The organism is Streptomyces sp. (assembly GCF_036566765.1).
In the GTDB taxonomy this organism is placed as follows: domain Bacteria; phylum Actinomycetota; class Actinomycetes; order Streptomycetales; family Streptomycetaceae; genus Streptomyces.
In genome coordinates, this window is the sequence record NZ_DATCVQ010000279.1 from 1 (window position 1) to 22023 (window position 22023).

Sequence of the window (22023 nt, forward strand, 5' to 3'; positions counted from 1 at the left end):
TTCACTGACGTTCTCCTAGCGGGCGCGGTTCAGGGTCTGCAGGGCGGCCTTCAGCAGCTGGCCCACCTGCGGGGTGCCCCCGGCGGCCTCGGCCTGGGGTGCCACGGCGGACACGGCCTCGTCGGCCTCGCGCGTGGCGTATCCGAGGCCGATCAGGGCGGCGTGCAGCTGGTCGCGCCAGCCCTGGGTGACCGGAGCGCCGATCGCGGGCGCGCCGATCGGCTCGCCCAGCCGGTCCTTCAGCTCAAGGAGCAGCTTCTGGGCGCCCTTCTTGCCGATGCCGGGCACGGCGATGAGCGCCTTTTCATCGCCCGTGGCCACCGCTCGGCGCAGCGCGTCGGGCGAGTGCACCGCCAGCATGGACTGGGCCAGCCGCGGGCCGACTCCGCTCGCGGTCTGCAGCAGTTCGAAGACCTGGCGCTCGTCGTCGTCGACGAAGCCGTAGAGAGTGAGGGAGTCCTCTCGTACGACCAGGGAGGTGGCGAGCTTGGCGGGCTTGCCGAGGCGGAGCGTCGAGAGCGTGTTCGGCGTGCACTGCACCGCCATGCCGACACCGCCGACCTCGACCACCGCGGCGTCGGGAGCGAGTGCGGCGACCGTGCCGCTCACAAAGGCGATCATGCCGTACGGCCTTTCCGTGCTGTGGCTGCGTGCAGGGCGACGGCCTGCTGGAGTCGGTTCTGGGCGGGCGCGCGCCAGATGTGACAGATGGCGAGCGCGAGGGCGTCGGCGGCGTCGGCCGGCTTGGGCGGCGCGTCGAGCCGCAGCAGGCGGGTGACCATGGCGCCGACCTGGGCCTTGTCGGCGCGTCCGCTGCCGGTGACGGCGGCCTTGACCTCGCTCGGGGTGTGCAGGGCGACGGGGATGCCGCGGCGGGCGGCGCACAGCATCGCGACGGCGCTGGCCTGAGCGGTGCCCATCACCGTACGGACGTTGTGCTGGCTGAACACCCGCTCCACGGCGACGCATTCGGGCCGGTGCTCGTCCAGCCACTGCTCGATGCCCTGCTCGATCGCGACGAGGCGCTGCCCCAACTCGGCGTCGGCGGGCGTGCGTACGACCCCGACGCCGATCATCGTGAGCGGCCTGCCGGCAACGCCTTCAACCACACCGACACCGCACCGCGTCAGTCCGGGGTCCACCCCGAGTACGCGCACGCTCACCCCGCCCTTCGATCTCCTGTTTGTGCAGGCTATCGGGTGCCACCGACAACGGGTGCCGGCAACGCCCGGCAACGCGACGGGCCGACGGGGGTGTCCCGTCGGCCCGTTCGAAGCTGAGCGTCGGCTCAGGCGTCGACCTTCTCCATGACCTCGTCGCTCACGTCGAAGTTGGCGAAGACGTTCTGGACGTCGTCGCTGTCCTCGAGGGCGTCGATCAGCTTGAAGATCTTCTTGGCGCCTTCCTCGTCCAGCTCGACCTGCATGGTCGGGACGAAGTTGGCGTCGGCGGAGTCGTAGTCGATGCCGGCGTCCTGAAGGGCGGTGCGGACCGCGACCAGGTCGGTGGCCTCGCTGATGACCTCGAAGGACTCACCGAGGTCGTTGACCTCCTCGGCGCCCGCGTCCAGGACGGCACCGAGCACGTCGTCCTCGCCCAGTTCGCCCTTGGGGACGATGACGACGCCCTTGCGGTTGAAGAGGTACGACACCGAGCCCGGGTCGGCCATGGAGCCGCCGTTGCGGGTCATGGCGACGCGGACGTCGGAGGCGGCGCGGTTGCGGTTGTCGGTGAGGCACTCGATGAGCACCGCGACACCGTTCGGGCCGTAACCCTCGTACATGATCGTCTCGTAGTCGGCGCCACCGGCCTCGAGACCGCCGCCGCGCTTGACCGCGGAGTCGATGTTCTTGTTGGGGACCGACGACTTCTTCGCCTTCTGGATGGCGTCGTAGAGAGTCGGGTTGCCCTCGATGTCGACGCCGCCCATACGGGCCGCGACCTCGATGTTCTTGATCAACTTCGCGAAGAGCTTGCCGCGCTTGGCATCGATCACGGCCTTCTTGTGCTTCGTCGTAGCCCATTTAGAGTGGCCGGACATCTGCCTGTCTCCTTCGCGTAACCCATACACACAACGAACGCCAGAGATCCTACAAGGACTCCGCCGTCCGGTTCGCGCGCACCATGTCGACGAACAGGGAGTGCACGCGGTGGTCGCCGGTCAGTTCCGGGTGGAACGACGTGGCGAGCGCGTTGCCCTGGCGGACCGCGACGATGTGGCCCTCGTGCTCGGCGAGCACTTCGGTCTCGGCGCCGACGGACTCGACCCAGGGGGCGCGGATGAAAACGCCCTCTACAGGATCGCCCTCGACGCCCTTCACGTCGACCGCCGCTTCGAAGGACTCGTTCTGACGTCCGAAGGCGTTGCGGCGCACGATCATGTCGATGCCGCCGATCGTCTCCTGGCCCGAGCGCGGGTCGAGGATCTTGTCGGCCAGCATGATCAGGCCCGCGCAGGTGCCGTAGACAGGCATTCCGGCACGCACACGCGCGCGTAGCGGCTCCATCACTCCGAAGAGGACGGCCAGCTTGGAGATGGTCGTGGACTCGCCGCCGGGGAGGACGAGGCCGTCGACCTCGGCGAGTTCGTCGGGGCGCCGCACCGGCCTGGCCACGGCGTCGGCCGCGGCCAGGGCCACGAGGTGCTCCCGGACGTCGCCCTGGAGGGCCAGGACGCCTATGACAGGAGTGCTCATGAGTGGTTACCAGCCGCGGTTGGCGTAGCGCTCGGTCTCGGGGAGGGTGTCGCAGTTGATGCCGACCATGGCCTCGCCGAGGTTGCGGGACGCGTCCGCGATGATCTTCGGGTCGTCGTAGAAGGTGGTGGCCTTCACGATGGCGGCGGCGCGCTTGGCCGGGTCGCCCGACTTGAAGATGCCGGATCCGACGAAGACGCCCTCGGCGCCGAGCTGGCGCATCAGCGCGGCGTCGGCCGGGGTGGCGACGCCACCGGCGGAGAACAGCACGACGGGGAGCTTGCCGAGCTCGGAGACTTCCTTGACGAGCTCGTAGGGGGCGCGCAGCTCCTTGGCGGCGGCGAAGAGCTCGTTGTTGTCGAAGCCGCGCAGCTTGGCGATCTCGTTCTTGATCTGGCGCAGGTGGCGGACGGCCTCGACGACGTTGCCGGTGCCGGCCTCGCCCTTCGAACGGATCATGGCCGCGCCCTCGGCGATGCGGCGCAGGGCCTCGCCCAGGTTGGTGGCGCCACAGACGAAGGGGGTGGTGAAGGCCCACTTGTCGGAGTGGTTGACCTCGTCGGCCGGGGTGAGGACCTCGGACTCGTCGATGTAGTCGACGCCGAGGGACTGCAGGACCTGGGCCTCGACGAAGTGGCCGATGCGGGACTTGGCCATGACCGGGATGGAGACCGCGCCGATGATCTCTTCGATCATGTTCGGGTCGGACATGCGCGCCACGCCGCCGTCCTTGCGGATGTCGGCGGGGACCCGCTCCAGGGCCATGACCGCGACAGCGCCGGCGTCCTCGGCTATCTTCGCCTGCTCGGCGTTGACCACATCCATGATCACACCGCCCTTGAGCTGCTCGGCCATGCCGCGCTTGACGCGCGCGGTGCCGGTCTCGGGGGACTGGGGGGTGGTGGAAGGCGTGGTGGACACGGGTACCTCACTCATGACACTCAGGCATGACACTCATGACAACGGCGGTTGACGAGAGAAGGAAACCGGCCAGAAGGGGGCCACAGCAAGGGCCAATGTGGAGCCCGTGGCTCGTTTTCGTGGAATCCGAAGGTCGCGGGGGCTCAGACGGGGCGATCCGCAAGTGCGATGGGCGGTTCGTCGTCCATTTCGAAGGCGAGCGGGAAGGGGGCGTGGCCTGCCAGCCGGAACCAGCGGACCTTGCGGTGGCGGCGCAGCGCCCGCGCGGCGCGCACGGCGTCGTTGTGGAACCGCCGCGCCATCGGCACCCGGCGCACGGCCTGCGCGAGCTCCTCGGCGGCCTCCTCGCCGCCCGGGGCCTCCCGGACCACCTCGACCTGCCCGGCCTCCCCGAACACCGCGCGCAGGGCCTGGCTCAGCTCGCTCTCGGCGACCTCACGCTGGTCCTCGTCGGCCTGCCGGGCCGCGTGGGCGGCCTCGTACAGGACGATCGACGCGGCCGGGTCGAGCACGCCCGAGGTGGCCAACTCCTGCGCCACCGAGGCCCGCCGCAACAACTGCGCGTCGAGCGCGGCACGCGCGGCGTCGATCCGCGCATGCAGCCGATCGAGCCGCCCGGCGGTCCAGCTGAGGTAGAGGCCGATCGCGACAAGCCCGACGAGAATCCAGATGAACGTTGCGGTCACGGGGCGAAAGGCTACCGCCGGCCTTCAGCCCTCCTGCCCACGCGGCCCGTGGGGCCCGCCGTGCGGGCGGGAGCAGGGGGCTGGCCGGCCTGCCATGATCCGCCGGACAGGCCCTAGTCCCGGGCCAACCCCCATCGCGCCCGCAGCCCCGTGCGCTCGTCCGTCGCCACCGACGCCGCGCCGTCCGTCACCGTTTCGTAGACCGCGAGGATGTCCGCGCCGACCGTCGACCAGTCGAAGCGGCGGACGTGGGCGCTGCCGCGGGCGCGCAGTTCGGCGCGGCGGGGCTCGTCGCCGAGGAGGCGGATCGCCGCGTCCGCCAGCGCGTCGGCGTCCTCGTTCGCGAACAGCTCGCCCGCCGCGCCCTGGTCCAGCACCTGCGCGAAGGCGTCCAGGTCCGAGGCGAGCACCGGCGCGCCCGCCGACAGCGCCTCGACCAGGATGATCCCGAAGCTCTCCCCGCCGGTGTTGGGCGCCACGTACACGTCCACGCTGCGCAGCAGCCGCGCCTTGTCCTCGTCGCTGACCATCCCGAGGAACTCCACCCGCGACCGCATGTCGACGGGCAGCGACGCCACCGCCTCTTCCTCGTCACCGCGCCCCGCCACGAGCAGCCGGGTCCCCGGCCGCTCCGCGAGGATCCGCGGCAGGGCCTTCATCAGCACCGGCAGGCCCTTGCGCGGCTCGTCGATCCGGCCGATGAAGCCGATCGTGCCGCCCTGCCACTCCTTCTTCGGCTCGGCCCGCGCGAAGAAGTCCACGTCCACGCCGTTCGGGATGACGACCGCGTCGCCGCCGAGATGCTCCACCAGCGTGCGCCGCGCGTACTCGCTCACCGCGATCCGCGCGCTGATCTTCTCCAGCGCGGCCTGGAGGATCGCGTACGCCGCGACCATCGCCCGCGACCGCGGGTTCGACGTGTGGAAGGTGGCCACGATCGGCCCCTGCGCCGCCCAGCACGCCAGCAGCCCGAGCGACGGGGAGCCCGGCTCGTGGATGTGGATCACGTCGAACGTGCCCTCGTGGAGCCAGCGCCGCACCCGCGCCGCCGACAGGAAGCCGAAGTTCAGCCGGGCCACCGAGCCGTTGTACGGCACCGGCACGGCACGGCCCGCCGACACCACGTACGGCGGCAGCGGCGTCTCGTCGTCGGCCGGCGCGAGCACGGACACCTCGTGTCCGAGGCGGATCAGGTGCTCCGCGAGGTCCCGGATGTGGAACTGGACGCCGCCCGGCACGTCCCAGGAGTACGGGCAGACGATGCCGATCCTCACGAGCCGCTCACCTCGGGCCGGGCCTCGGGACGGTCCCCGGGCCGCTCTTCGGACCCTTCCCCCGCCCGTTCCTCCAGATCCGCCAGCCACAGTCGTTGCAGCATGTGCCAGTCCTCCGGATGATCCGCGATGCCGGTGGCGAAGGCGTCGGCCAGCGCCTGTGTCATCACGGACGTCTTCTCGGCCCGGCCGCCTGTCTCGGGCACCTCGATCGGCGGATGGATCCGCCCCTTCATGACCGGCGAGTCGTCGTACCAGAGCGTCACCGGCAGCAGCAGCGCGCCGGTCTGCTGGGCGAGAATCGCCGGCCCGGCGGGCATCCGCGCGGTGTCGCCGAAGAACTTCACCTCGACGCCGGACGCGGACAGATCGCGGTCGGAGACCAGGCAGACCAGGCCCCCCGCGCGCAGCCGCCGCGCCAGCGTCCCGAACGCGGAGCCGCCGGTGTGCGGCAGCACCTCCATGCCCAGCGACTCCCGGTACGCGACGAACCGGTCGTACAGCGTCTCCGGCTTGAGCCGCTCGGCGACCGTCGTGAACGGCACGCCGAGCGAGCGCGTCACCCACACCCCGGCCAGGTCCCAGTTGGCCAGATGCGGCAGCGCGAGTATCACGCCGCGGCCGGAGGCCAGCCCGTCCTTCAGGTAGTGCACGTCCTTCACGTCGAAGCCGCCGTCGACCCGCTCCTGGCTCCACGTCGGCAGCCGGAAGGACTCCATCCAGTACCGCATGTACGAGCGCATGCCGGCCTTCGACAGCTCGGCCAGCCGCTGCGGCGTGGCGTCCGGGACGACCCGCGCCAGGTTCGACTCCAGGCGCAGCACGCTCTTGCCGCGCCGCTTCCAGGCCGTGTCCGCGATCCTGCGGCCGAGGCCCGCGGCCACCGGCTCGGGCAGCGTCTTGACCGTGGCCCAGCCCAGGCCGTACAGCGCGTCCGTCAGCCGGTCCTTCGCGCCGCTCATGACGTCGCCTCGCTCCCCCGCGCGGCGGCCTCGTCGGCCTCCGCGGCCTCTCGTCGTACCGTCACCACCCGCTGCCCCAACGTCACCGCGGAGCCCACCGCCACGATCCACAGGGCGATCGGCAGCAGCACCTCGATGCCGGGCACGCCGAACGTGTGCAGCCCCGCAAGACCGGCCGCGACCAGCGAGATCACGAGCCGCTCGGCCCGCTCCACCAGTCCGTTGACCGCGACCGGCAGGCCGATCGACTCGCCGCGCGCCTTGGTGTACGACACGACCTGCCCGCTCGCCAGGCAGAACAGCGAGACCGCGCACAGCACGTTGTCGTTTCCGCTACCCGCGTACCAGAGCGCGAAGCCTCCGAAAATCGCGCTGTCCGCGACCCGGTCCAGGGTCGAGTCCAGGAACGCGCCCCAGCGGCTGGAGATGCCGGCCTGGCGGGCCATGTTCCCGTCGACGAGGTCGGAGAACACGAACAGGGTGATGACGATCGTGCCCCAGAAGAACTCTCCCCGGGGGAAGAAGACCAGCGCACCCGCCACGACTCCCGCCGTGCCGATGAGCGTGACCGCGTCGGGGCTCACCCCCCTGCGGAGCAGAAACGCGGCGAACGGCGTGAGGACACGCGTGAAAAACGCACGCGCGTACTTGTTCAGCATGGCCTTCCCGAGGGCTCGGTGCGCCGCGCGGCCCCAACGGCCACCGGCTGGCCCATCGTAGCCACGCGCCTCCCGGCGCACGGGCGCGCACCCGCCACGGCGCGTATCGGCCTCCCGGGCGTACGACGTATGGACGCACCGTGACAGCAGTGCAAAGCTCGAAGAACCATCGCGGGCATGGCCGGAGCTGCCCCGCACTCCCCGCTCGCCCGCGTCCCACCTCGCGTGCGAGCAGTCGGGAGGAACACATCATGGGCGACAAGGCGAACGCACAGCCCGGAGCCGCCGGCAGGGCACCAGCGGCCGACCGGCCCTCGGCCGTACGGAACGTGGTGCTGGTCGGCCACAGCGGTTCGGGAAAGACGACCCTGATCGAGGCCCTGGCGCTGACCGCGGGAGCGGTCAACCGGGCCGGCCGGGTCGAGGACGGCGGCACGATCTCCGACTACGACGAGATCGAGCACCGCCAGCAACGATCCGTACAGCTCTCCCTCGTCCCCCTGGAATGGGGCGGGTACAAGATCAATCTCCTCGACACCCCCGGGTACGCCGACTTCGTCGGGGAGCTGAGGGCCGGTCTGCGCGCCGCGGACGCGGCCCTCTTCGTCGTCTCCGCGGCGCAGGAGGCGGACGCGGTCCCCGGCGCCACCCGCATGGTGTGGGAGGAGTGCGCGGCCGTCGGCATGCCCCGGGCCATCGTCGTCACGCATCTGGACACCGCCCGCACCGACTACGCACGGCTCACCGAGGTCTGCGGGCAGCTTTTCGGCCGCGACGACCCCGACGCCGTCCTCCCGCTCTACCTGCCCGTGTACGGGCCCGAAGCGCCCGACGGACACGCCCCGTCCACCGGCCTCGTCGGCCTGCTGACCCGGCAGATCTACGACTACTCCACCGGCGAACGCAAGGAGAACCCGCCCGACGACACCCAGCGCCCGCTCCTGGAGGAGGCCCGCAACCGGCTGATCGAGGGGATCATCGCCGAGAGCGAGGACGAGTCCCTGATGGACCGCTACCTCGGCGGCGAGGAGATCGACCTCAAGACGCTGATCGACGACCTGGAGAAGGCCGTCGCCCGCGGCGCCTTCCATCCCGTGCTCGCCGCCGCCCCCGCCTCCGACGGCGGTCGGCAGGGCCTCGGCACCGTCGAGCTCCTGGAACTGATCACCGGCGGCTTCCCCACCCCGCTCGAGCGCCAGGCCCCCGCCGTCACCACCCCCTCCGGAGCGCCCCGCCCGGCCCTGTCCTGCGACCCGGACGGCCCGCTCGTCGCCGAGGTCGTCAAGACCGCCTCCGACCCGTACGTCGGCCGGATCTCGCTGGTCCGGGTCTTCTCCGGCACCCTGCGGCCCGACGAGACCGTGCACGTCTCCGGCCACGGACTCGCCGACCGCGGCCACGAGGACCACGACGTCGACGAACGCGTCGGCGCCCTGACCTCGCCCTTCGGCAAACAGCAACGACTGCTCAACCGCTGCATCGCCGGCGATCTCGCCTGCGTCGCCAAACTCGGCCGCGCCGAGACCGGCGACACCCTGTCCGCCAAGGACGACCCGCTCCTGATGGAACCGTGGACCATGCCCGACCCCCTGCTGCCGCTGGCCATCCAGGCGCACAGCAAGGCCGACGAGGACCGGCTCTCCCAGGGCCTGGCCCGGCTCGTCGCCGAGGACCCCACGATGCGCTTGGAACAGAACCCGCACACCCACCAGGTCGTGCTCTGGTGCCTGGGCGAGGCACACCGCGACGTCGTCCTGGAACGGCTGCGCACCCGGTACGGCGTCCAGGTCGACACCGTCCCCCACAAGGTGTCGCTCCGCGAGACGTTCGGCGCGGCGTCCGCGGGCCGCGGCCGGCACGTCAAACAGTCCGGCGGCCACGGCCAGTACGCCATCTGTGAGATCGACGTCGAACCGCTGCCGCCGGGCAGCGGAGTCGAGTTCGTCGACAAGGTCGTCGGCGGCGCCGTACCGCGCAACTTCATCCCCTCCGTCGAGAAGGGCGTACGCGCACAGGCCGCCCGCGGCGTGGCCGCCGGATACCCGCTGGTCGACGTCCGCATCACGCTCCGGGACGGCAAGGCCCACTCGGTGGACTCCTCCGACGCGGCCTTCCAGACCGCCGGAGCGCTGGCCCTGCGGGAGGCCGCGGCCGACGCGCCGATCCATCTCCTGGAACCCGTCGCCGAAGTCCAGGTGATGGTCCCCGACGAATACGTCGGCCCCGTCATGAGCGACCTCTCCGGCCGACGCGGCCGCGTCGTCGGCACCGAACAGGCAGGCCCGGGACGGACACTCGTACGGGCCGAGGTGCCGGAGATCGAGATCGGCCGGTACGCGGTCGACCTCCGCTCCATCTCCCACGGCACCGGGGCCTTCGACCGCACGTACGCCCGGCACGAGGCCATGCCACCCCAGCTGGCCGACAAGATCCGCGAACAGGCCGATACGGGCGTGTAGTTGAGCCATCGTCAACGGATGCCGCCGTTCCCGCCCAGCCAGGGAACGGCGGCATCCGGCCGTCACCTGACGCGCACCCCGAGTCCCGGATACGCTGGGGTGCCCAGCTCAGAAGGTGTGCGGGGCGCGGTAGTTGGGAACAGGCCGCACAAGGATGACGCGGTGGACCACGCGGTGCACGCGGCGATGGGGGCTGATGACGATCGTTTACGGACCCGGGGCGCAGGTCCCCCTGCAGGGCTCGGACGGCCAGACCGCGGCGACGTTCGCGCTCGCCTCCGCCGCGTACCGCGACGGCCCGATGGACGAGATCCTCAAGGCGAACAGCGACTGGCACAAGTCCACGGTCAAGAAGGGCAAGTGGCACGACCTGTTCCGGCCCGACCTGGGCGAGGCGTTCTCCCGGGCCGTCCAGGTCCGCATGCTCGGCGGCGCCCGCAAGGCGCTCATCCAGTCCTTCGGCACCGAACCCCAGCCGGTCGTCGAGCACTGCCTCGCCGCCACCAACATCCGCCGCCGCCGCGACGTCAAGCTCACCATGGTCACCGTCGTCTTCGGCGTCCTGTTCCTGCCCGGACTGCTGCTCTGGCTCGGCGTCATCCAACTCCGCCGCAGCCTCGCCGGAGCGGCCGACAAACGCGCCGGCGCGCTCGGCACGGCCCTGCTGTTCGGCATGGGCCTGCTCGCCGTCGTCTTCCTGATCAAACTGCCCCTCGACAGCCTGCTCGGGCTCTACCTCCGCGCCATGGTGATCGCCCCGCCGCTCGGCTGGGTCCTCGCCAAGCGGATCTGCGAGACCACCGCCGTCGACCTGCGCGCACGCTGGGACGGACTGCTCAGCGGCGGCGGCGTCGGCGCCAAGATCCCCGAAGCGGTCCCGGGAGACCCGGCCGAGAGCGCCGCGGAAGAGCTGCGCCAGAACCTCGAGAAGCTCACCGCGGAGCAGCAGTCCAACATCGTCTTCTACGCCGGCCCCAAGGGCATACTCGGCATGGGGACCCGCTGGGGCAGCTGGACCCTGGCCGAGGACCTCGTCCCCCAGGAGGGCAAGGAGATCCACGACTTCCGCGCCTGGGACGTGATCCGGCCGATCCACGACCAGCTCAAGCTGCTGGAGCGCGGCTCGCTCAAGACCGGATTCCCCAAGCCGGTCGTCAAGCACTGGATCGTCTCGCCGGTCGGCGAGGGCGCGACGGAGGTCGCCCGCCCCGAGGGCGAGAACATCACCACCTTCCAGGTACGGCCCCACGAGATACAGCGGATCTGCAACGACCAGCAGTTCGGCAGCGGCAACCGCCACTACCTGGGCGTCCAGTTCACCCTCTGGGACGGACAGCTCGTCCTCACCATGATGATCACGGTCACCTCGCTGCTGCACACCTTGCGAGTCGAGGTCACCGGCCACGCCCTCGGCCCCGTGCACTCGCTCTTCACCGGCAAGCCGCAGGCGAAGACCAAGGAGGTCTCCAAGACCGTCCGGTTCTGGGAGACCCGAGAGATCAAACTGCCGCTCGTGAACACCGACGAGGTCGTACGGCTCGCCGTCCGCGCCCCGCTGACCTGGTTCCCGCCCATCCTGGACTTCCTCGGCGGCAAACTCGTCCTGCCCGAACCCTTCGGGCTGCGGCACGCCTGGGCCGACAAGCCCTGGAAGCACCGTTTCATGGCCGACGACGCCATCCGCGCCGCCACCCCCGTCATGCGCGCCGTCCACACCGCCACCATCAAGGTGCTGGAGGACCACGGCGTGAACACCGAGCGGTTCTCCAACCGCTCGCTGATACTGAGCGGCATGATCCAGGACCCCGGCCCGAAGAGGGCCGACGTCTACGACGCCTGACGACGCACGGAAGGCCGGGCCCCAGGGCCCGGCCTTCGTACTGTCTGCGACTGGTCGCCTGCTCGCTCAGTCGCTCGGCCAGGCGTCGGCCAGCATCTTGCGCGTGTCCGCGAGCAGCTGCGGCAGCACCTTCGTATGCCCGACCACCGGCATGAAATTGGTGTCGCCGCCCCACCGGGGCACCACGTGCTGATGCAGGTGAGCGGCGATGCCGGCCCCCGCCGCCGCACCCTGGTTCATCCCGATGTTGAAGCCGTGCGCGCCCGACGCCGTGCGCAGCGCCGCCATCGCCCGCTTGGTCAGCTCGGCCAGCTCGATCGTCTCGCCCGTGTCCAGATCGGTGTAGTCCGCGACATGCCGGTACGGGACCACCATCAGATGCCCGCCGTTGTACGGGTACAGGTTCAGCACCGCGTACACATGCCGGCCGCGGGCGACGACGAGCCCCTCCTCGTCGGACATCGACGGGATCGAGCAGAACGGACAGCCGTCCCCCGCCTCCGGGCCGCTCGGCTTGTTCTCGCCCTGGATGTAGGCCATCCGGTGAGGCGTCCACAGGCGCTGGAACGCGTCCTGCGTCCCCACTCCGATCTGCTGCTCCGGCTCAATCGTCATGCTGTGCAGCATATTGCTTCGCCCGTTCGGAACGTGTCGCCGGGGCGCAGGATCCAGCCCGCCGGACATGCTGATCCGATGAACGACAGCCCGCAGCAGCGCTGGGACCGCCGCATGGACCGGCCACTGGCCGCGGCCTCGATGCTGTTCCTGACCGCGTACGCGGTGCGCGTCCTCGCCCTCGACCTGCCCGAGACCTGGCGGACCACATGCCTGATCGTGATCGGCGCGGCCTGGGCCGTCTTCCTCCTCGACTACGCGGTACGACTCCGACTCAGCGGCCAGGGCCCCCGACGGTTCGTCCGCACCCACCTTCTGGACACGATCGTCCTGCTGATTCCGCTGCTGCGCCCGGTGCGGATGTTCAACCTGTACGACCGCGTCCAGCGCCGGCGACGCGACGGGCCGAGGCTCACCCTGTACGCACGGGTCATGGTGTACGCGGGCCTCACCGTCTTGCTGCTCGGCTTCGCCGGCGCGCTGACCGTCTACCACCACGAACACGACGCCCCCGGCGCGACCATCCGCACCTTCGGCGACGCGATCTGGTGGGCCTGCGAAACGCTGGCGACGGTGGGCTACGGCGACGTGGTCCCGGTGACACCGTTCGGCCGCGTCATCGCGGTCGGCATGATGGCCTGCGGCCTGGCGCTGCTCGGCGCGGTGACGGGCTCGTTCTCGTCCTGGCTGATCCAGACGTTCGCCATGGAGGACGAGAAGAGGCCCCCGGGGGATTCCCCGGGGGCCTCCTGAGCGGGCCGCAGGTCAGACCTGGACGCGCTCCTCGACGATCTTGGCGATCTTGGCGATGGCGTCGTCGACCGGGACGCCGTTCTCCTGCGAGCCGTCGCGGTAGCGGAAGGAGACGGCGCCGTTGGCCATGTCCTCGTCACCGGCGATGATCATGAACGGCACCTTCTGCTTCTGCGCGTTCCGGATCTTCTTCTGCATCCGGTCAGCGGAGGCGTCCACGTCCACCCGCAGCCCCTGCTTGCGCGCCTTGGCGGCGAACTCCTGCAGGTACGGGATGTGCGCGTCGCCGATCGGGATTCCGGTCGCCTGGACGGGCGCGAGCCACGGCGGCATCGCACCCGCGTAGTGCTCCAGGAGCACCGCGAAGAAGCGCTCGATCGAGCCGAACAGCGCGCGGTGGATCATGACCGGGCGCTGCTTCGAACCGTCCGACGCGGTGTACTCCAGGTCGAACCGCTCCGGCAGGTTGAAGTCGAGCTGCACGGTCGACATCTGCCAGGTACGGCCGATGGCGTCGCGCGCCTGCACGGAGATCTTCGGGCCGTAGAAGGCCGCGCCGCCCGGGTCGGGGGTCAGCGGGAGGCCCTGCTTCTCTGCGACCTGCTGGAGGACCGCGGTGGCCTCCTCCCAGATCTCGTCCGAGCCGACGAACTTCTCCGGGTCCTTGGTGGACAGCTCCAGGTAGAAGTCGGTCAGACCGTAGTCGCGCAGCAGGTCCAGGACGAAGGTGAGGGTCCGGTCCAGCTCCTCGGCCATCTGCTCCTTGGTGCAGTAGATGTGCGCGTCGTCCTGGGTGAAGCCACGGGCCCGGGTCAGGCCGTGGACCACGCCGGACTTCTCGTACCGGTACACGGTGCCGAACTCGAAGAACCTCAGGGGCAGCTCACGGTAGGAGCGCCCGCGGGCGTCGAAGATCAGGTTGTGCATCGGGCAGTTCATGGGCTTGAGGTAGTAGTCGGTACCACCGTCGAGCTGCATGGGGGGGTACATGCCCTCCGCGTACCAGTCCAGGTGGCCGCTCTTCTCGAAGAGGGCGCCCTTGGTGGCGTGCGGCGAGTACACGAACTCGTAGCCGTGCTCCTCGTGCTTCTTCCGCGAGTAGTCCTCCATGACCCGGCGGATGATGCCGCCCTTGGGGTGGAAGACGGCGAGGCCGGAGCCGATCTCGTCCGGGATGGAGAACAGGTCGAGCTCGTTGCCCAGCTTGCGGTGGTCGCGCTTCTCGGCCTCGGCGAGGAAGTCGAGGTGAGCCTTCAGCTCCTCCTTCGACGGCCACGCGGTGCCGTAGATGCGCTGGAGCATCGGGTTCTTCTCGCTGCCACGCCAGTAGGCGGCCGCGTTGCGCATCAGCTTGAACGCCGGGATGTTCCGGGTGGTCGGCAGGTGCGGACCACGGCAGAGGTCCTTCCAGCACAGGTCGCCGGTCTTGGCGTCCAGGTTGTCGTAGATGGACAGCTCGCCGCCGCCGACCTCGACGTTCGCGCCGTCGTCGGTGGACGCCGCGCCCTTGATGCCGATGAGCTCCAGCTTGTACGGCTCGTCCGCCAGCTCCTCGCGGGCCTCCTCGTCGGAGACGACGCGGCGGGAGAAGCGCTGGCCGCGCTTCTGGATCTCCTGCATCTTCTTCTCGATGGCCTTGAGATCCTCGGGGGTGAACGGCTTCTCGACGTCGAAGTCGTAGTAGAAGCCGTCCCGGACCGGCGGGCCGATGCCCAGCTTGGCCTCGGGGAAGAGCTCCTGCACGGCCTGGGCCATCACATGCGCGGTGGAGTGGCGCAGGATGTTGAGGCCGTCCTCGGAGGAGATCTCGACGGGCTCGACGACGTCGCCCTCGGCGAGGTCGTACGAGAGGTCCTTCAGCTCGCCGCCGACGCGGGCGGCGATGACGGACCGGTCGTCGGCGAACAGGGCGCCGGCCGTGGTGCCCGCGCTCACCGCCCGGTCCTCGGATCCTGAGGCGGACTGGACGGTCACACGGACATCAGACACTGGTGCTCCTACATAGGGGCGTGGGCAGACACGAAGTGCCGACGCCGACGGTCCGCGGCAGAGACGAGGTGCCGCGTCGTCGCCGATCGTACCGAGCCCCAGGGGTCCCCCGCGAAACGGTTTCCGCGGCAGGGACCGCCGCCGGGGCCCGGCCGCGCCCCTGCCGCTCGCCCCCTCAGTCCCCTCCGCACGCCTCCTCGAAGAAGTCGAGGTTCTCGTGGAGGGACTTCATCAGGCGGTCCCGCTCCGCGTCGTCCACCTGGACCGGGACGACGCCCGAGGCGTCCGTGAGCCGCCGGAAGCCGCCGCGCCGCTCCAGGCGGCCGACGACGCGGATGGGCAGGCCGACCAGGTGGGCGTGGACCGCGGTCCGGTACGCCTCCTCGTCGAGGGCGACGCGGACATGCGGGACCTCCGCCCCGGCCAGCACCCGCAGCCGCACCGTGCCCTCGCCGCGCGGCCCGGAGCGGCGCATCCGCACCACCGCGCCGGTGATCCGCACCGGCATCGACGGCTCGTCCGTCATGTACCGCGCGCCCGCCTCGCGCAGCGCGGGCAGGTCGCCGGGCGAGAACTCCACCGGCTCCGGCCGTACCGCGCAGCCCTCCGGCGCCCCGGCCGCCGGCGCCCACTCAAGCGCGATCCTGGCCCCCTCCGCCCCCCGCACAAGCGCCACCAGCGCCTCGGTCAGCTCCCGGCTCACGCCGGCCTGCACCGCCGTGTCGAAGGCCTCCATGCCGCCCGTGGCCCGCTGGTAGTCCACGGCCTCCCGGGCCGCGTACAGCGCGTGGTAGAGCCGTACGGCGATGGGACGGCCCGCGTCCACCGGCACGAAGGCGGTCAGTCCGCGCCCGCCCGGCACCGCGCCGACCACCACGCTCTCCAGCGAGGCCTGGGCCTGTCGGCGGTGCCGGCCGCCGTGGTACCCGGCGCGCCCGCGCACCGCGAGCGCGCCGGCCAGCAGCAGCTGCCGGGCGGCCGAGCGCAACTGCTCCTGTGCCGTCCAGGTCAGCGTCCCGGACGGGCCCTGCGGCACGTCACGGGACCAGCGGATCTCGTCGCTGGGCAGGCTCAGCCCCACCAGCACGTCCCGCGCGGACGGCGTGCCGCTGCGGGCGAGCGCGGTCAGCGCCTCGCCGAGGAGGTCCTCGCAGTCGGGGAACGCCCGGCTCTCGGGCACCAGCAGGCTGGTGCCGTGCGCGCCGGGCCCGGGTGGGGTCCAGCGGGCGTACCGCCCGGCTGACCCTCCGCGCCGCCGCCAGCCGTGCCGGTCCAGGAGCGCGCCGAGGACCAGGGGGTCCACGCGGGCGGGGTCCGGCAGCCCCGGGTCGCCGACCGAGGCCGGGGGGTGGGGCCGGTAGGGGACGGAACCACCCTCGGGTTCGTCGATCGGCCAGTGCATCAGGGTCTCCCTCCCGCCCCGACCCGGGTCATGATCTCGCAGAGCGCCCGGTCGTCGAAGATTCGCGCGGTCGGTATCCGCACGGTGGTCCGGCGCCGCCCCGTGACGGGGTGGCCTGCCAGATTGATCCAGTAGCAGCAGTGCCGCAGGTCGAGCCGGTCGTGTCCGGCCCGCAGCCAGTCCGCCTGGGAGCGGGGCGCGATCATCACGACCAGGATCTTGTGCACCGAGACCGGGGTCCGCGCCAGCTTCACCAGGTGCTCGTTGTCGAGCGTGAACGAGAACGCGGCGGGCGCGGGCCCGGGCGCGTGCGGTGCGATCTGGTAGGTGCACTTGAGCTGCACCTTGATGGTCACTTCGTCGTCGATGGTGTGGCCGGGAGCGCTGTGGCTCACGTGCCAGTCGATGCCGTTGTCCGGAAACGGCTGCGAGAGCGAACAGCCCGCCGCTGCCGCGACCGCGTGCAGATAGCCCACCTGGAGGGTCTCCATGCAGGCGGTGGTGGCGAGCGAGCCCCGCAGCGGTGCGTCCCGCTGCGGCGGCAGCAGCCCTCCGCCGGTGCCTGCGGTGCCGTTCGGCCCCCCGGGCTCGGGCTGCGGGAGCGCCATGAGTCAATTCCCTTCCCCGTCATCTGTGTTGTCACCGCCCCGCGTACGGCGCAAACGGCCCGGGTATCACCGAATCGGGCAGCGGGACAAGCCCATCTGCCGCCATCTGCCGCTGAGGTGCGAGGAGTTCGGGGATGACGCACTGGTACGAGGGGCCCCTGGCCGCATTCGACACGGAGACCACAGGAGTTGACGTCGAGGAGGACCGGATCGTGTCCGCCGCCCTCGTCGTCCAGGACACGGCCGGCGGACGGCCGCGGATCACCCGTTGGCTCGTCAATCCGGGGATCCCGGTGCCCCGGGGAGCCACCGAGATACACGGTCTGACGGACGATCACCTGCAGCGGAACGGCCGCTGGCCGGCTCCGGTGATGGAAGAGGTGGCCCGGGCGTTGACGGAGCAGTCCGCGGCGGGCCGCCCGTTGGTGGTGATGAACGCGCCGTTCGATCTGACGATTCTGGACCGCGAGCTGCGCCGGCACCGGGCCTCGTCGCTGGCCCGCTACATGGAGAACGTGCCGCTGTGCGTGCTCGATCCGCGGGTGCTCGACAAGCATCTGGACCGCTACCGCAAGGGCCGTCGCACGCTGACGGACCTGTGCGCGGAGTACGGGGTGGAGCTGACCGGCGCGCACGACGCGGCGGCGGACGCGGTCGCCGCGCTGGACGTCGTGCGGGCGGTGGCGCGGAAGTTCTCTTCGCGGCTCGAACGGCTGACGCCGGCCGAGCTGCACGCCCGCCAGGCGGTCTGGCACGCGGCGCAGGCACGCGGGCTGCAGGCCTGGTTCACCCGGAACGGGACGCCGGAGCCGGTGGACCCTGCGTGGCCGCTGCGTCCGGAGATCGCCGCTGCGGCGTGATCGTGCTCCGGTGCTCCGGCACTGGCGGATACGAAGAAGGCCGGTCCGTCGATGACGGACCGGCCTTTCCCGGTGGGCGATACTGGGATCGAACCAGTGACCCCTTCGGTGTGAACGAAGTGCTCTCCCGCTGAGCTAATCGCCCGGGAACGGGTTGAACCATACAGGGCCTGCCGCCCTGGGTTCAAACCCGCCCACCCGTCGCCCGACCACCGCCCCTCAACGACGGGCTTCGCCCGGCCCCTCCAACTGGGCAGCCAGTCCGCGCCGTCCCCCGCGCATCATGAGCGCGTGGTTGGCGCGGAAGACGGGCCTGCCGGGCACCGCGAACGCGCGCATCAGCGGGCTGCGGACCTCGACCTCCTGCTCGTACACCGCGCGGGTCCCGGGCCCCTGCTCGGAGAGCGTCCAGCGGGCCCAGCCGTCCAGGTCGCCGCTGAGTCCGACCTCCAGCACCCGCGCCTCGGGGTCGCCGCGCAGGGCGACGGCGGTGACGACGAGGTCGTACGGCAGGACGGAGCGGAACCGGGCCGTGCTGGTGGTCTCGTCGACCGGGGTGACCTCGCGGACCTGCGGCCACCAGCGGGGGTACTCCTCGGCCCGTTCGAGCACGGCGTAGACCGCGTCGGGCGGGGCGGCCAACTGCCAGACGCTGCGGAAGCGGTAGCGGCACCAGTCCATGTCCCCAGTGTGTACGTACTCAGCCGGAGATATGAGTACCCCGGCGCATCCCTCTGTCTGTGCCCCGGGACACACTCCGCGTATGGAAAATGTTCTGCCGCCTGCCGAGGAGCTGGTGCTCGTCGATCGCGAGCTGGCCCAACTCGATGCTCGCAGGTCACACTTGCTGGCCCGTCGCGACTGGCTGGTCCAGGTGCTGCGGGCTGCCGCGGTCCCGGGGCCGGTCGCCCCGGCGACCGGCTGGACCGCGCCCCCGCGCCCCGTCGCGGACTCGACCCCGCCCAGCGCCCAGAACGTGCTGCTCACGCTCGGCGGGATCCTGCTGACGATCGCCGCGATCGCCTTCACGCTGGTGAGCTGGGGCTCGATGGGCATCGGCGGCCGGGCGGCGGTGCTCGGTCTGGTTACTGCGGCAGCGCTGGCCGCGCCGGTGGTGCTGCTGCGTCGCGGCCTGGTCTCGACGGCCGAGTCGGTCGGCGCGCTCGGGCTCGTCCTGATGGTCCTCGACGCGTACGCGCTGCACCGGGTAGCCCTCGCGGACACCGACGGCGTGGCGTACACGGCGGCCGCCTCGGCGGTTCTGGCCGGGGCGTGGGCGGCGTACGGCACGGCGCTCGGCAGCCGGCTGCGAATCCCGCTGCCGGTGGCGGTGGTCACCGCCCAACTGCCGCTGCCGATGGCCGCGGTGGCGGCGGACGCGGGGATGTTCACGCTGGGCTGGGCGATGCTGGCGACGGCCGTCGCGGACGCGGCGCTGGTGCTGTGGGTGAAGCGGGCGTCGGTGCGCACGACCGCGGCGGTGGGCCTGTGCGCGACGGGCGGCTGGGCGCTGCTGACGGGTGGCTGGTTCTCGCTGACGGACGCGGTTCCGGCGACGGGCCTGCTGCTGGCGGGCGGCGCGCTGGCGCTGTACGTGGCCTGGCGCACGCCCACGGTGACCGTGTTCGGCGCCGTGGTCGCGGCGCTCTCGACGGTCGTCGCGGTGGGCGGCGTTCTGCGCACGGTGCTGCCGGTCGACTGGATGGTGCCCGGGTACGTGGCATGCGGCGTGGCCCTCGCGGCGGTCCTGCGCACGGGGCTGCCCCGGCCGGTGAAGCAGGGCGCGCTGGGCACGGGCGCGGGTGTACTCGGCGTCGGCGTGCTGTGGTCGCTGCCTCCGGTGGCGGCGGTGCTCCTGGAGTCGGCGGTCCGCACGACCCCGATCTGGTCGGGACCGGCCTCCCCCGCACCCTTCGGCTACCCGGCGACCGCTGCCCTGGTCCTGCTGACGGCGGTGGCGGCCCTCGCCCTGCTCCCCCGCGTCTGGTCCCGCTGCCTGGCGGTGCTCCTGGCGTGGGCGACGGTCCTGTCTCTGCCGGTGTCGTTCGAGCTGCCGCACTCGGCCCGGCTGACCCTGCTGCTGGTGACGGCCGTCGCGGCGGCCGCGGTGGTGTGCCGCCCGGAGCGGCTGGTGCGAGGCGTCGCCTCGGCCGCCGCCCCGGAGAAGGCGCAGGGCGAGTCCGTCCCGGTCGAGCACGAGCGCGCCGCCGACGGCCCGACGGAGGGCCCGGCGGCGTCCGTCCCCGCCTCGGCGGACCACTCCGGCGCGCCGGAGAGCGGCGCGGGGGCGAGCGCTGCCGAGGCCGGCACACCGCCCACCGGCGCCTTCGGGGCACCGACCTGGCCGGGCTGGGGCACCCCTGGGGCTCCCCAGCCGGTGCAGGGAGCAGTCTCCGTCGCGCCGGCCACGGCGATGGCGTGGAGCGCCTCCGCGGCCGGCCTCGCCTCGGCGGTCGGCGCGGTGCTGACCGGCCTTGACACCCGCGCGGGGACGTTCACTGCGCTCGCGGTGCTGCTCGCGCTGTTCGCGGGGGTCGCGGCGTTCGGCGAGCGCTCGGTCCGCGCCGTGGCGGCCTGTCTGGCGGTCGCGTCCGCCGGCGCGCTGGTGCTGGCGGGGGCCCGCGCCGCGGAGCTCCCGGACCACCGCACGGCGCTGTGGCTTCTGGTCGTGCCCACCGCCACCGTCGGCCTGGGCGCGCGGCTGCGCCGCCACGCGCTCGCCGTGCCGTTCGAGCTGTCCGGCGCGGCCGTCGGGCTGCTCGCGATCGGTCTGGCGTCCGGCCGGCCGGCCACCCTCGCGATGGTGCTCGGGCTGTGCGGCGTCCTCGCCACGGCCACGGCGCTGCGCCCGGAGGGCCGGCGCGCGGCGGGCTGGACCGCCGCGGTGCTCTTCGTCGTGGCGACCTGGGTGCGGCTGTACGCCTCGGACGTGACGACCCCGGAGGCGTACACGCTGCCGGTGACCCTCCCCGCCCTGGCCGTCGGCGTGCTGCGGCGGCGCAAGGACCCGGAGGCGTCGTCCTGGACGGCGTACGGGCCCGGGCTCGCCGCGACCCTGGTGCCCAGCCTGTTCGCCGCGTGGACCGACCCGGACTGGGTCCGTCCGCTGCTGCTCGGCCTCGGCGCGCTGGCGGTCACCCTGCTGGGCGCCCGGTACCGGCTGCAGGCGCTGCTGGTCCTGGGCGGCTCGGTGCTGGCCCTGGACGCGCTGCACGAGCTGGCGCCGTACGTGGTGCAGGTCGTCGGGGCGCTGCCGCGCTGGCTCCCGCCCGCGCTCGCGGGTCTGCTGCTGCTCGGGGTGGGGGCGACGTACGAGCAGCGGCTGCGCGACGCGCGCCGGCTGCGGGAGAAGCTGGGCCGGATGCACTGAGAGGCTCCCGTGCCGGCCCCGGCGGGGGCCGGCACGGGGAACGCCGAGGGCCCGGAGACTGAGTCAGTCTCCGGGCCCTCGGTCCGGGTGGTGGGCGATACTGGGTTCGAACCAGTGACCTCTTCGGTGTGAACGAAGCGCTCTCCCACTGAGCTAATCGCCCGGGCGCACCGCAAACATTACCGCATGTCAGCGGGCTCCTTTGACCATCCCGCGGGCCGCCCGCCGGGTGCGGCGGGGGCCCGCCGGGTCACTCGTCGATCTTCCAGGGCATCACGACGCCGAACTTCCAGATGTAGATCGCGAGCAGCACCGCGATGATCACGACGCCGATCGTGGTCAGGATGATGTTCCGCCGTCGCACCTTCGGGTCGAGGGCGCGCTGCGTCGCCTCGGTGACCTTGCGCTTCGTCCAGCGCAGCACGAGCTGCGCCCAGACGAACTCAGTCGCCCAGATCGCCATGCCACCGAAGATCACCAGCCATCCCGGTCCGGGCAGCGGCAGCATGACCACGCCTGCCCCCACGACGGCCAGGCCGACGACGAAGACGCCGACCTGCCAGCTCACATGGAGCGTCCGGCGGGCCTTGATGAACTCCGGCGCCCGGGAACCGAGCGGCTTCTCGCCGCTCTCCGGGCTCTCTGCGGTGTCCGCGGTCCCCGCGCTCCGCTCGTCACTCTCCGCATTCATGGCCCCAACTTACCGGACCGCGGCGAATCACCGGAACGGAGTCATGCCTGGACGACATACACCGCCGTCCGGGCGACCTGAACGATCACAAAACAGACAGAGGGGTTTACAACGGCACCGTAGGTGGCATGTCGATTTCGCCGACGTGCGAATCCCCGAGCGCACACTGAGCGAAAGGCCCTGGCGCTTATGAACACCACGGTCAGCTGCGAGCTGCACCTGCGCCTCGTTGTGTCGA

At 71.7% G+C, this 22023-nt stretch carries 20 protein-coding genes, 2 tRNA genes and 1 pseudogene; 6 read left to right on the forward strand and 17 right to left on the reverse strand.

All coding sequences use genetic code 11. The features are described from left to right. Positions 1 to 15: 15 nt before the first annotated feature. The 9 genes from ruvA to pgsA all read right to left on the reverse strand — a co-directional run bounded on the left by ruvA (position 16) and on the right by pgsA (position 7198). A complete protein-coding gene (gene ruvA / locus VIU94_RS15515) occupies positions 16 to 621 on the reverse strand; it encodes a Holliday junction branch migration protein RuvA (protein ID WP_331911807.1) in 606 nt (201 codons plus the stop codon). Then, positions 618 to 1157 carry a crossover junction endodeoxyribonuclease RuvC gene (ruvC, locus tag VIU94_RS15520; RefSeq protein ID WP_059207945.1) on the reverse strand — a complete coding sequence of 180 codons (540 nt, stop codon included), beginning with the start codon at positions 1155 to 1157 and terminating at the stop codon, positions 618 to 620. Before ruvC ends, ruvA begins: the two co-directional genes overlap by 4 nt. A gap of 131 nt (positions 1158 to 1288) precedes the next feature. Beyond that, positions 1289 to 2041 carry a YebC/PmpR family DNA-binding transcriptional regulator gene (locus VIU94_RS15525; RefSeq protein WP_057614183.1) on the reverse strand — a complete coding sequence of 251 codons (753 nt, stop codon included), beginning with the start codon at positions 2039 to 2041 and terminating at the stop codon, positions 1289 to 1291. Positions 2042 to 2090: 49 nt separating this feature from the next. Further along, positions 2091 to 2696: a pyridoxal 5'-phosphate synthase glutaminase subunit PdxT gene (pdxT, locus tag VIU94_RS15530; protein WP_280856424.1), complete on the reverse strand. Its 606-nt coding sequence runs from the start codon at positions 2694 to 2696 to the stop codon at positions 2091 to 2093. 6 nt (positions 2697 to 2702) lie between these two features. Beyond that, positions 2703 to 3617, reverse strand: coding sequence for a pyridoxal 5'-phosphate synthase lyase subunit PdxS (gene pdxS / locus VIU94_RS15535; protein WP_331911809.1), 915 nt, complete (start codon positions 3615 to 3617; stop codon positions 2703 to 2705). Between the two features lie 143 nt (positions 3618 to 3760). Further along, a complete protein-coding gene (locus tag VIU94_RS15540) occupies positions 3761 to 4303 on the reverse strand; it encodes a LemA family protein (protein WP_331911811.1) in 543 nt (180 codons plus the stop codon). A gap of 113 nt (positions 4304 to 4416) precedes the next feature. Next, on the reverse strand, positions 4417 to 5577 hold the full coding sequence (locus tag VIU94_RS15545; protein ID WP_331911813.1) for a glycosyltransferase family 4 protein: 1161 nt from the start codon (positions 5575 to 5577) through the stop codon (positions 4417 to 4419). Beyond that, the gene (locus tag VIU94_RS15550; protein WP_331911815.1) at positions 5574 to 6539 is read right to left on the reverse strand and encodes a phosphatidylinositol mannoside acyltransferase; all 966 of its coding nucleotides are present in this window, start codon (positions 6537 to 6539) and stop codon (positions 5574 to 5576) included. Before VIU94_RS15550 ends, VIU94_RS15545 begins: the two co-directional genes overlap by 4 nt. Continuing rightward, positions 6536 to 7198: a phosphatidylinositol phosphate synthase gene (pgsA, locus tag VIU94_RS15555; RefSeq protein WP_331911817.1), complete on the reverse strand. Its 663-nt coding sequence runs from the start codon at positions 7196 to 7198 to the stop codon at positions 6536 to 6538. The genes VIU94_RS15550 and pgsA overlap by 4 nt, the downstream gene beginning before the upstream one ends. Positions 7199 to 7449: 251 nt before the next feature. On the opposite strand from pgsA, the gene VIU94_RS15560 reads away from it, so the two are divergent. After that, the gene (locus VIU94_RS15560) at positions 7450 to 9657 is read left to right on the forward strand and encodes an elongation factor G-like protein EF-G2 (protein WP_331911819.1); all 2208 of its coding nucleotides are present in this window, start codon (positions 7450 to 7452) and stop codon (positions 9655 to 9657) included. A gap of 196 nt (positions 9658 to 9853) precedes the next feature. Next, entirely contained in the window at positions 9854 to 11497 is a 1644-nt protein-coding gene (locus VIU94_RS15565; RefSeq protein WP_331911821.1) for an AbeC-like domain-containing protein, read from the forward strand. A gap of 66 nt (positions 11498 to 11563) precedes the next feature. Here the strand turns inward: VIU94_RS15565 and VIU94_RS15570 are convergent, their stop codons facing one another. After that, positions 11564 to 12124 carry an HIT family protein gene (locus VIU94_RS15570; protein WP_331911823.1) on the reverse strand — a complete coding sequence of 187 codons (561 nt, stop codon included), beginning with the start codon at positions 12122 to 12124 and terminating at the stop codon, positions 11564 to 11566. 66 nt (positions 12125 to 12190) lie between these two features. On the opposite strand from VIU94_RS15570, the gene VIU94_RS15575 reads away from it, so the two are divergent. Continuing rightward, the gene (locus tag VIU94_RS15575) at positions 12191 to 12865 is read left to right on the forward strand and encodes a potassium channel family protein (protein ID WP_331911825.1); all 675 of its coding nucleotides are present in this window, start codon (positions 12191 to 12193) and stop codon (positions 12863 to 12865) included. Between the two features lie 12 nt (positions 12866 to 12877). On the opposite strand, the gene thrS is transcribed toward VIU94_RS15575, so the two are convergent. The 3 genes from thrS to VIU94_RS15590 form a co-directional block, all read right to left on the reverse strand. After that, complete coding sequence (gene thrS / locus VIU94_RS15580) at positions 12878 to 14854, reverse strand: threonine--tRNA ligase (RefSeq protein WP_331911827.1); 1977 nt, start codon at positions 14852 to 14854, stop codon at positions 12878 to 12880. 175 nt (positions 14855 to 15029) lie between these two features. Continuing rightward, on the reverse strand, positions 15030 to 16256 hold the full coding sequence (locus VIU94_RS15585; protein ID WP_331911829.1) for a hypothetical protein: 1227 nt from the start codon (positions 16254 to 16256) through the stop codon (positions 15030 to 15032). Beyond that, positions 16256 to 16864, reverse strand: a complete 609-nt coding sequence (locus VIU94_RS15590; RefSeq protein ID WP_414720959.1) for a DUF4365 domain-containing protein — start codon at positions 16862 to 16864, stop codon at positions 16256 to 16258. The genes VIU94_RS15585 and VIU94_RS15590 overlap by 1 nt, the downstream gene beginning before the upstream one ends. 134 nt (positions 16865 to 16998) lie before the next feature. Here VIU94_RS15590 and VIU94_RS15595 point away from each other — a divergent pair, with 134 nt between their 5' ends. Next, complete coding sequence (locus VIU94_RS15595) at positions 16999 to 17724, forward strand: 3'-5' exonuclease (protein ID WP_331911831.1); 726 nt, start codon at positions 16999 to 17001, stop codon at positions 17722 to 17724. A gap of 73 nt (positions 17725 to 17797) precedes the next feature. Here VIU94_RS15595 and VIU94_RS15600 read toward each other — a convergent pair. Next, positions 17798 to 17869 (reverse strand) — tRNA-Val (locus tag VIU94_RS15600). Between the two features lie 74 nt (positions 17870 to 17943). Further along, complete coding sequence (locus VIU94_RS15605) at positions 17944 to 18405, reverse strand: SRPBCC family protein (RefSeq protein ID WP_331911833.1); 462 nt, start codon at positions 18403 to 18405, stop codon at positions 17944 to 17946. A gap of 82 nt (positions 18406 to 18487) precedes the next feature. On the opposite strand from VIU94_RS15605, the gene VIU94_RS15610 reads away from it, so the two are divergent. Continuing rightward, positions 18488 to 21094, forward strand: coding sequence for an SCO7613 C-terminal domain-containing membrane protein (locus VIU94_RS15610; RefSeq protein ID WP_331911835.1), 2607 nt, complete (start codon positions 18488 to 18490; stop codon positions 21092 to 21094). An 88-nt stretch (positions 21095 to 21182) separates the two neighbouring features. Here the strand turns inward: VIU94_RS15610 and VIU94_RS15615 are convergent. Both VIU94_RS15615 and VIU94_RS15620 read right to left on the reverse strand, forming a co-directional pair. Continuing rightward, positions 21183 to 21257, reverse strand: a tRNA-Val gene (locus tag VIU94_RS15615). 87 nt (positions 21258 to 21344) lie between these two features. Continuing rightward, positions 21345 to 21785, reverse strand: a complete 441-nt coding sequence (locus VIU94_RS15620; protein ID WP_331911837.1) for a TIGR02611 family protein — start codon at positions 21783 to 21785, stop codon at positions 21345 to 21347. A 123-nt stretch (positions 21786 to 21908) separates the two neighbouring features. Between VIU94_RS15620 and VIU94_RS15625 the strand changes: the two are divergent. Next, positions 21909 to 22023: pseudogene (locus VIU94_RS15625) on the forward strand (SsgA family sporulation/cell division regulator); the annotation flags it as partial.

Bases quoted from the DNA above. Each gene is read 5' to 3' on its own strand.
- ruvA (WP_331911807.1), bottom strand. From the start codon at position 621: ATGATCGCCTTTGTGAGCGGCACGGTCGCCGCACTCGCTCCCGACGCC.
- VIU94_RS15525 (WP_057614183.1), bottom strand. From the start codon at position 2,041: ATGTCCGGCCACTCTAAATGGGCTACGACGAAGCACAAGAAGGCCGTG.
- pdxT (WP_280856424.1), bottom strand. From the start codon at position 2,696: ATGAGCACTCCTGTCATAGGCGTCCTGGCCCTCCAGGGCGACGTCCGG.
- VIU94_RS15550 (WP_331911815.1), bottom strand. From the start codon at position 6,539: ATGAGCGGCGCGAAGGACCGGCTGACGGACGCGCTGTACGGCCTGGGC.
- pgsA (WP_331911817.1), bottom strand. From the start codon at position 7,198: ATGCTGAACAAGTACGCGCGTGCGTTTTTCACGCGTGTCCTCACGCCG.
- VIU94_RS15560 (WP_331911819.1), top strand. From the start codon at position 7,450: ATGGGCGACAAGGCGAACGCACAGCCCGGAGCCGCCGGCAGGGCACCA.
- VIU94_RS15565 (WP_331911821.1), top strand. From the start codon at position 9,854: ATGACGATCGTTTACGGACCCGGGGCGCAGGTCCCCCTGCAGGGCTCG.
- VIU94_RS15570 (WP_331911823.1), bottom strand. From the start codon at position 12,124: ATGCTGCACAGCATGACGATTGAGCCGGAGCAGCAGATCGGAGTGGGG.
- VIU94_RS15575 (WP_331911825.1), top strand. From the start codon at position 12,191: ATGAACGACAGCCCGCAGCAGCGCTGGGACCGCCGCATGGACCGGCCA.
- VIU94_RS15585 (WP_331911829.1), bottom strand. From the start codon at position 16,256: ATGCACTGGCCGATCGACGAACCCGAGGGTGGTTCCGTCCCCTACCGG.
- VIU94_RS15590 (WP_414720959.1), bottom strand. From the start codon at position 16,864: ATGGCGCTCCCGCAGCCCGAGCCCGGGGGGCCGAACGGCACCGCAGGC.
- VIU94_RS15595 (WP_331911831.1), top strand. From the start codon at position 16,999: ATGACGCACTGGTACGAGGGGCCCCTGGCCGCATTCGACACGGAGACC.
- VIU94_RS15605 (WP_331911833.1), bottom strand. From the start codon at position 18,405: ATGGACTGGTGCCGCTACCGCTTCCGCAGCGTCTGGCAGTTGGCCGCC.
- VIU94_RS15610 (WP_331911835.1), top strand. From the start codon at position 18,488: ATGGAAAATGTTCTGCCGCCTGCCGAGGAGCTGGTGCTCGTCGATCGC.
- VIU94_RS15620 (WP_331911837.1), bottom strand. From the start codon at position 21,785: ATGAATGCGGAGAGTGACGAGCGGAGCGCGGGGACCGCGGACACCGCA.